8 protein-coding genes are annotated in these 6,964 nt (G+C 70.7%); 6 read left to right on the forward strand and 2 right to left on the reverse strand.

What is annotated here, in order from left to right:
• The first annotated feature begins 173 nt into the window (after positions 1 to 173).
• Complete coding sequence (locus Q0C41_RS17310) at positions 174 to 725, forward strand: peptidylprolyl isomerase (RefSeq protein WP_291985677.1); 552 nt, start codon at positions 174 to 176, stop codon at positions 723 to 725.
• 36 nt (positions 726 to 761) lie between these two features.
• Here Q0C41_RS17310 and Q0C41_RS17315 read toward each other — a convergent pair whose 3' ends face one another.
• A complete protein-coding gene (locus Q0C41_RS17315; protein WP_291985679.1) occupies positions 762 to 1,712 on the reverse strand; it encodes a DUF72 domain-containing protein in 951 nt (316 codons plus the stop codon).
• 15 nt (positions 1,713 to 1,727) lie between these two features.
• On the opposite strand from Q0C41_RS17315, the gene Q0C41_RS17320 reads away from it, so the two are divergent.
• The 5 genes from Q0C41_RS17320 (at position 1,728) to Q0C41_RS17340 (ending at position 5,604) form a co-directional block, all read left to right on the forward strand.
• Positions 1,728 to 2,381: a radical SAM protein gene (locus tag Q0C41_RS17320; protein WP_291985681.1), complete on the forward strand. Its 654-nt coding sequence runs from the start codon at positions 1,728 to 1,730 to the stop codon at positions 2,379 to 2,381.
• Complete coding sequence (queC, locus tag Q0C41_RS17325) at positions 2,378 to 3,067, forward strand: 7-cyano-7-deazaguanine synthase QueC (protein ID WP_291985682.1); 690 nt, start codon at positions 2,378 to 2,380, stop codon at positions 3,065 to 3,067. The genes Q0C41_RS17320 and queC overlap by 4 nt, the downstream gene beginning before the upstream one ends.
• Complete coding sequence (locus tag Q0C41_RS17330; RefSeq protein WP_291985684.1) at positions 3,064 to 3,486, forward strand: GNAT family N-acetyltransferase; 423 nt, start codon at positions 3,064 to 3,066, stop codon at positions 3,484 to 3,486. The genes queC and Q0C41_RS17330 overlap by 4 nt, the downstream gene beginning before the upstream one ends.
• Before the next feature lie 213 nt (positions 3,487 to 3,699).
• On the forward strand, positions 3,700 to 4,386 hold the full coding sequence (locus Q0C41_RS17335) for a class I SAM-dependent methyltransferase (protein ID WP_291985686.1): 687 nt from the start codon (positions 3,700 to 3,702) through the stop codon (positions 4,384 to 4,386).
• Positions 4,387 to 4,416: 30 nt separating this feature from the next.
• Positions 4,417 to 5,604 (forward strand): DHHA1 domain-containing protein, encoded by a 1,188-nt coding sequence (locus Q0C41_RS17340; RefSeq protein WP_291985688.1) that lies wholly within the window; start codon positions 4,417 to 4,419, stop codon positions 5,602 to 5,604.
• 14 nt (positions 5,605 to 5,618) lie between these two features.
• Here the strand turns inward: Q0C41_RS17340 and dacB are convergent.
• Positions 5,619 to 6,964 (reverse strand): D-alanyl-D-alanine carboxypeptidase/D-alanyl-D-alanine-endopeptidase (gene dacB / locus Q0C41_RS17345; protein WP_291985691.1); only part of this gene is annotated, 1,346 nt, incomplete at its 5' end.

Below are 6,964 nucleotides of genomic sequence, written 5' to 3' on the forward strand. Positions count from 1 at the left end.
GGTCGGAAACTGGGCTGTACGGTACATCATCCCGAACGCAGAAAGGGACAAGGGAGGTGGGTAGGGCCCGCTCTCCGAGCGGGCCGTCATGGACGGTGTCGCCTCCCGCTGACGGCCGGTTCGGAGAACCGGCCCTACCCAGGGCCAGGCACCGGACGGGTAGAATTCGCCCCATGGCCCGCACCCTGCTGTCACTGCTCGTCCTGGCTGCGCTCTGGCTCTCTGCGTCGACGACCTCGGTCGACGCCCAGACGCCGGCCGTCGGCCCGAAGATCGTGATGGAGACCGAGAAGGGCACCATCGTCATCCAGACCTGGCCCGACAAGGCCCCGAAGACGGTCGCCCACATCGTCGACCTGGTGAAGAAGAACTTCTACAACGCCCAGCGCGTGCACCGCGTGGTGAAGGGGCAGCTCGTGCAGTGGGGCGACAAGATGTCGCGCGACATGACCTACCGCGAGTGGTGGGGCCGCAGCCCCGGCGGCAGCAGCGGCACGCCGATCGGCGTCGCCGAGTTCAGCAAGGGGCTCAAGCACCGCGCCGGCATCGTCTCGATGGCCCACTCGGGCAATCCCGCGCTGGCCGACAGCCAGATGTTCATCTGCCTCGGGCCGATGCCGAGCCTGGACGGCAAGCACGTGATCTTCGGCGAGGTCGTCGAGGGGCTCGCGGTCGCGCGGACCCTCGTCGTGACCGATCGCTTCAAGCGCGTCACGGTGAAGTGACGATGGTGGGAGGGTCGCCTCGCCGAGGCGCCCTCCCTAGAACAAGCCGTCTGTGCGGACGACCCCTTCGAGGTGCGGAAAGCGCTCGAGGAAGGTCCGCGGAAACGACGCCGTGACGGGATCGCCCAGCCGCGCGCGCACCTGCGCGGCGTTGGCGACGGCGTTCCCGGCAAAGTGGTTGTTCGTGTAGAGATAGAGCTTCTTGCCGAGCGCCGCCGCCGCCGCGGCCACATCGACGAACGGCTCGAGTTCGTCGGGGGCGTAGAGGTAGTTGTAGCGATCTTCGGTCGCCTCGTGATCCCACCACTGCGCGGCATTGCGGCCGTGCATCCGCACATACGCCCAGGGCCGCTGGCGCAGCTCCTCCACGTACACGCCTGGTGACTGCCAGACCGACGAGGCGAACTTCGGCTCGTCGATGAGCACCCACGCGGCGCCGGCGGCGTCGAGCAGGGCCAGCGTCTCGCGGCGCGCGTCACTCCAGGTGCGGTGCCGCAACTCGACGGCCAGGGGCGTCCCCCGCAGGGCGTCGGTGAGCCAGGCGAGGTAGGCCAGCGCCTCGGGCGTGGCCTGAAAGCTGGGAGGAAACTGCGCCAGCAGCGGTCCCAGACGCCCGGACTCGCGCAGGGGCGCCAGGGCGTCCATGGCGTGCGCCAGGGCCTCCGGTGACGGCTCGGGCACGGGGGCGAGCTCCCGCGTCGAGGGCGCGTGCATGCGCGGGTGGGTGAACTGCTGGTGCAGCTTGATGGCGAACTCGAAGGCTGGAGGGGTCCGCGCCGCCCACTTCGCCGTGATCCCCTGGTCGAGGTCGCGGTAGAACGACGCGTTGACCTCCACCGTCCGGAAGCGATCGGCATACCACGTCAGCTCGTCGACACCGCCTCGGGCCTTCGGCGGCGGGTAGACGATGCGGGTCCACGCCCCGCGTCCCTGCGGGTAGTGCCAGCCGGAAGTGCCAATCTGAATCAGCGGGTCGCGCTCGGCCATTGCTACAATTTCGAGGTGCACGCCCCCGCCCTGACGATCACCGAAATCTATCCGTCGATTCAGGGCGAGTCGTCGTTTGCCGGGCAGCCGTGCACGTTCATCCGTCTGACGGCGTGCGATCTGCGCTGCGCCTGGTGCGACACGGTGTATGCCTTCACCGAGGGACGCAAGCAGTCCATCGAGGACATTCTCGCCGAGGTCCGCGACCTGGGCGTCCCGCTGGTCGAGCTGACGGGCGGCGAGCCCCTGCTGCAGAAGCAGACCATTCCCCTCATGCAGCGCCTGCTCGACGAGGGGTACACGGTGCTGCTCGAGACCGGGGGGCACATCTCGGTCGCCGACGTGCCTCCGGGCGTGCACCGCATCGTCGACGTCAAGTGCCCCGGCAGCGGCGAGGCCGGCCGCATGCACTGGGCCAATCTCGACCGCCTCACGCCGCGCGACGAGGTGAAGTTCGTCATCGCGAGCCGCGAGGACTTCGACTACGCCCGCGACGTCACCGCCACGCACGATCTCGCCAGGCGCTGCGCGGCCGTGCACTTCTCGCCGGCCTGGGGCCTGGTGTCGCCGGCGGACCTGGCGTCGTGGATCCTCGAGGCGAGGCTGCCGGTGCGGCTGCAGTTGCAGCAGCACAAGTACATCTGGGAACCCGCCGCGCGCCGCGTATGAGCCCGACGCCGTCCGCCATTCTCCTGCTCAGCGGGGGACTCGACTCCTACACGGCCGGCGCCATCGCCGCCGCGGAGGGGTTCCGCCTGTTCGCTCTCACGGTGCGCTACGGCCAGACGCACGCGCAGGAGATCGAGGCGTCGAGGCGTGCCGCACAGGCCCTGCGCGTCGAGCGCCACGTCGAGCTCGATCTCGATCTCCGCGACATCGCCCGGTCGGCCCTGACTGGCGCCAGCGCCGTGCCGCTCGACCGTGACGTGGCGACGGCCGACGACATCCCGAGCACGTACGTGCCGGCGCGCAACACGATCTTCCTCTCGCTCGCACTGGCGTGGGCCGAAACCGTCGGCGCCTCCGACATCGTCATCGGCGTCAACGCGCTCGACTACTCGGGGTATCCGGACTGCCGGCCCGAGTACATCGAGGCGTTCGAACGCATGGGGCGCCTGGCGACGGCGGCCGGCGTGCACGGCTCGCCGCTGCGCATCCATGCGCCGCTGCAGCACATGTCCAAGGCCGACATCATCCGTCGCGGCGTGGCGCTTGGTCTCGACTACGGCCTCACCCACTCCTGCTACGCCCCGACCGACGAGGGCCGCCCGTGCGGCCGGTGCGACAGCTGCCAGCTTCGGGCGCGCGGGTTCGCCGAGGCCGGCGTGCCGGACCCCGCGCTCGATCGCCCATGACCACGACGACCTTCGCCACGACCGACGCCGAGGTGGCCTCGGCCTTCCCGGTGATGCGACAACTGCGGCCGCACCTCGACGAGACGTCCTTCGTCGAGCGCGTGCGGGCGGCCGAGCGCCTCGGGCTGCGCCTGGTGCTGCACGCCGAGCACGGCCGCGTGGTCGCCGTCGCCGGCTTCCGCCTGATCGAGCAGCTCAAGTCGGGCCTGGTCCTCTACGTGGACGACCTGGTGACCGACGATGGCGAGCGTTCGAAGGGGCACGGCGATGCGCTGCTGCACTGGCTGATGGCCTACGCGCGCGAGGAGGGCTGTGCCGCCTTCGAGCTCGACTCCGGGGTGCAGCGGCACGACGCGCACCGGTTCTACCTGCGCCACCGGATGCGCATCAGCGCGTATCACTTTCAGATCGACCTCTGACGGAGGCGGGAACCGGGAACCGGGAATCGGGAACCGGGAACCGGGCGCCGTCATCCGGGCACCGGGCACCGTCGGCCGGGAATCGGGCACCCGTCGGGTAGGGCCGGCTCTCCGACTCGTCCTCCGAAGCCTTGGCGAAGGTGGAGCCGGCCGTCCCCGTGAGGGCACCGTCGGCGCTGCAGCCGTCTTCCCGCCTGGCGGCGTCATAAGCGCATGACGCGGTCTCGCCTTCGGTCACTGCTCCTCGCTTCCGGCGCCTTCTTCTCGGCCTCGGTCCTGCTGTTCGGGCAGGCGGGCACGCAGCACCCGGTGTCTGGCCGCATCATCGCGGGCGTCATGGGGCACGAGGGCGCCCCGTGGCTGGACCGCCCGGAGCGCGAATCCGAGGAGCGTCCGAGCCGGGCGGTCCAGGAACTGAAGCTGACGCCGGGGATGGTGGTGGCCGACTTCGGCGCGGGATCCGGCTACTACACGGAACGCCTGGCGCGTGCCGTCGGGCCGACCGGCAAGGTCCTCGCCGTGGACCTGCAGCCCGAGATGCTCGAACTGGTCGGCCGCAGGGCGAAGAAGCTCGGGCTCACCAACATCGAACTCGTGCGCAGCACGCCCGACGATCCTCGGCTGCCGACCGGGGTCGTCGACCTGATCCTGATGGTCGACGTGTACCACGAGCTCGCAGTCCCGCAACGCGTCCTGCGGGCGATGAAGGCCTCGCTGTCGCCGCGCGGCCGCATCGCGATCGTCGAGTTCCGCAAGGAGGACCGCAACGTGCCCATCCGCGAGGAGCACAAGATGAGCGTGTCGCAGGCGGTCCAGGAGTTCGGCGCCGAAGGGTACGACCTCGACCGCCGCGTCGACTCGCTGCCCTGGCAGCACCTGCTGTTGTTCAAGGTCCGGTAGCGGCCGGGCCGTGTGGCATCATCGGGCGGCGTGCGCCTCTACTACGACGACCCTGCGCTCCTGACGTTCGACGGCACCGTGCTCGCCTGCGAGCCGACGACGACCGGTCACCGTGTCGCCCTGGACCGCTCGGCGTTCTACCCCACGTCCGGTGGGCAGCCACACGATCTCGGCGCCCTGCGCGCCGGCGACCGCATCGTGCCCGTCGTCGATGTCTCGGCCGACGACGATGACGTCGTCTGGCATCACGTGGCGGAGCCCATCCCGACGGGCGTGGCGGTCGTCGGCGAAATCGACCGCGAGCGTCGCCAGGACTTCCGCCAGCAGCATTCGGGGCAGCACATCCTGTCGGCGTCCTTCGATCATGTCGCCGACGCACGGACCGAGAGCGTGCATCTCGGCCTCGAGGCCTGCACGCTGGATCTCCATCGCGAAGTCACGGCCGACGACTGCCGACGTGCCGAGGACCACGCCAACCGCATCGTCTGGGACAACCGCGCCATCGCCATCAGGTATGCCGATGCCGCCGAACTCGCGGATGAGCCCCGCCTGCGCAAGGCCACGGCACGCGAAGGGCGCGTGCGACTGATCGACATTCCCGACCACGACCTGTCGGCCTGCGGCGGCACGCACGTGCACGCCACCGGCGAGGTGGGCCTGATCGTCATCCGCGGCACGGAGCGCTTCCGCGGCGGCACGCGGGTGACGTTCCTGTGCGGCCGGCGCGCCGTCGAGAGCTACCGGGCGCTGCGCGATGCGGCCGACGCCTCGGCGCGGATCCTGTCGGTGGCTGCAGCGGACGTGCCGGATGCGATCGGCAAGCTGCGCGAGGACCTCAAGCAGGAACAGCGGCGGACCAGAGAGCTGGCCGAACGACTGACGGGCCTGCAGGTCGCTGCGCTCGAAAGCCGCATGGATGCGACTGGCGTGCTGGTGGCCCTGCTCGTCGACGCCGACGCCCAGGGTGTTCGTGCCGCGGCCTCACAACTCGTGGCCACGCCCGGGCGCGTCGTCGCGCTGCTCGGCGGCCCGGCGCCGCATGCCCTCGTCGTGGCACGGAGCGCCGATCGCTCCGACGTCGATGCGGGCGCGGTGGTGCGGCAGGTCGTGGCCGCGCATGGTGGCAAGGGCGGTGGTCGCCCCGACCTGGCGCAAGCCGGTGGCGTGACGGTCTCGGTCGACGCGCTCCGACAATTGGCGGCGGTACCGAAATTCTGAAATTCTGAAATTCTCTAGGACGCGCAGACGAGCGCGAGGGCGTCCTCGACGATGGTGTCGACCTCCCGGCTGGGCACCAGGAAGTTGTTGGCGATGACGGAGAAGACGTACTCCGAGCCCGAGGCCGACGTGAGGTAACCCGAGAGCGCGCGGACGTGCGACAGGGTGCCGGTCTTGGCAAACAGGCGCCCCGCACACGGCGAGCCCTTGAATCTCGAGCCGATGGTGCCGTCCACCCCGGCCACCGGCAGTGTCGTCCGGAAGTGGTCGCGATGCGGTGGCTGCGCCATGGCGTGCAGCAGCGTGGTGACGGCGCCCGCCGTGACGAAGTCGCGCCGCGACAACCCGGACCCATCGCGGCCCTGCACGGTGCCGACAGGCACGCCGAGTGCCCCGATCACGTCCTGCAGCACGTCGCGTGCCTCGGCTGGCGACGTGACAGGCGCGGCAGGCGAACCCGAGGCCGTGACGACGCGCAGCAGGATCTCGCCGTAGAGGTTCTGGCTCACCTTCATGAAGCGCTGCGCGACCTCTGACAGCGGCGCCGACTCGTGGACGATCAGCGGGGCGCCTGCATCGACATCGGGGCGCGAGGCCACGCGCGTGGTGCCGCGGATGTCGATCCCCTCTTCGGCGAGTGCTGTGCGGAGCGCGTCCAGGAAGGCGCGCGGCGGGTCTGGCACCGACACCACGCGTTCCACCGTGGCACCGCCGATCGGGACGGTGCCCGTGACGCGCACCACGGGGCTGCCGAGTTCGCGGGTGACCCGCACGGCTGCCGTCGGGACCGCCTCGGACGTCGCGACGTCGGCGTCGACGACGATGCTGGGGCTCAGGGGCGACAGGGTCACCGTCGCGGCACTGCCCGGCGATTCGGCGGGCGTGACGCGCACGCGCACGGCGTTCTCGTGGAAGGTCAGGCCCGAGTACGCCGCCGCGTAGCCGGCGGAGAGGTCGTCCCAGCTCCAGGAGTCACCGAGCCACTCCTCGCCGAAGCGTGAGGGATCGCCGACGAGATCTCCCTCGATGCGGCGCAGGCCCTGGGCCCGCAGCTGCCGCGCCCAGGCGCGGAACGTCGCCAGCGGGTCATCGCCACGGCCGAGGGTCGGGTCGGCGCCGCCGACCACGACCAGGTCGCCGCGCAGCACATGGGCGTCGCGTGTGCCGGCCGCATACAGGCGTGTCCGGAAGCGGTAGTCCCATCCGAGCCGCGTGGCGGCGGCCGCCAGCGTGACGATCTTCATGTTGGAGGCCGGCAGGATCAGGCGATCCGCGTCGCGGCTCACCAGCACGGCGCGCGTATCCAGGCGCTCGAGGCGCACGGCCCACAGGGCCGTGCCGTCGGCCGCGGCGATGCGGG

It is taken from the genome of Luteitalea sp., from assembly GCF_022842525.1.
Classification (GTDB): Bacteria; Acidobacteriota; Vicinamibacteria; order Vicinamibacterales; family Vicinamibacteraceae; genus Luteitalea.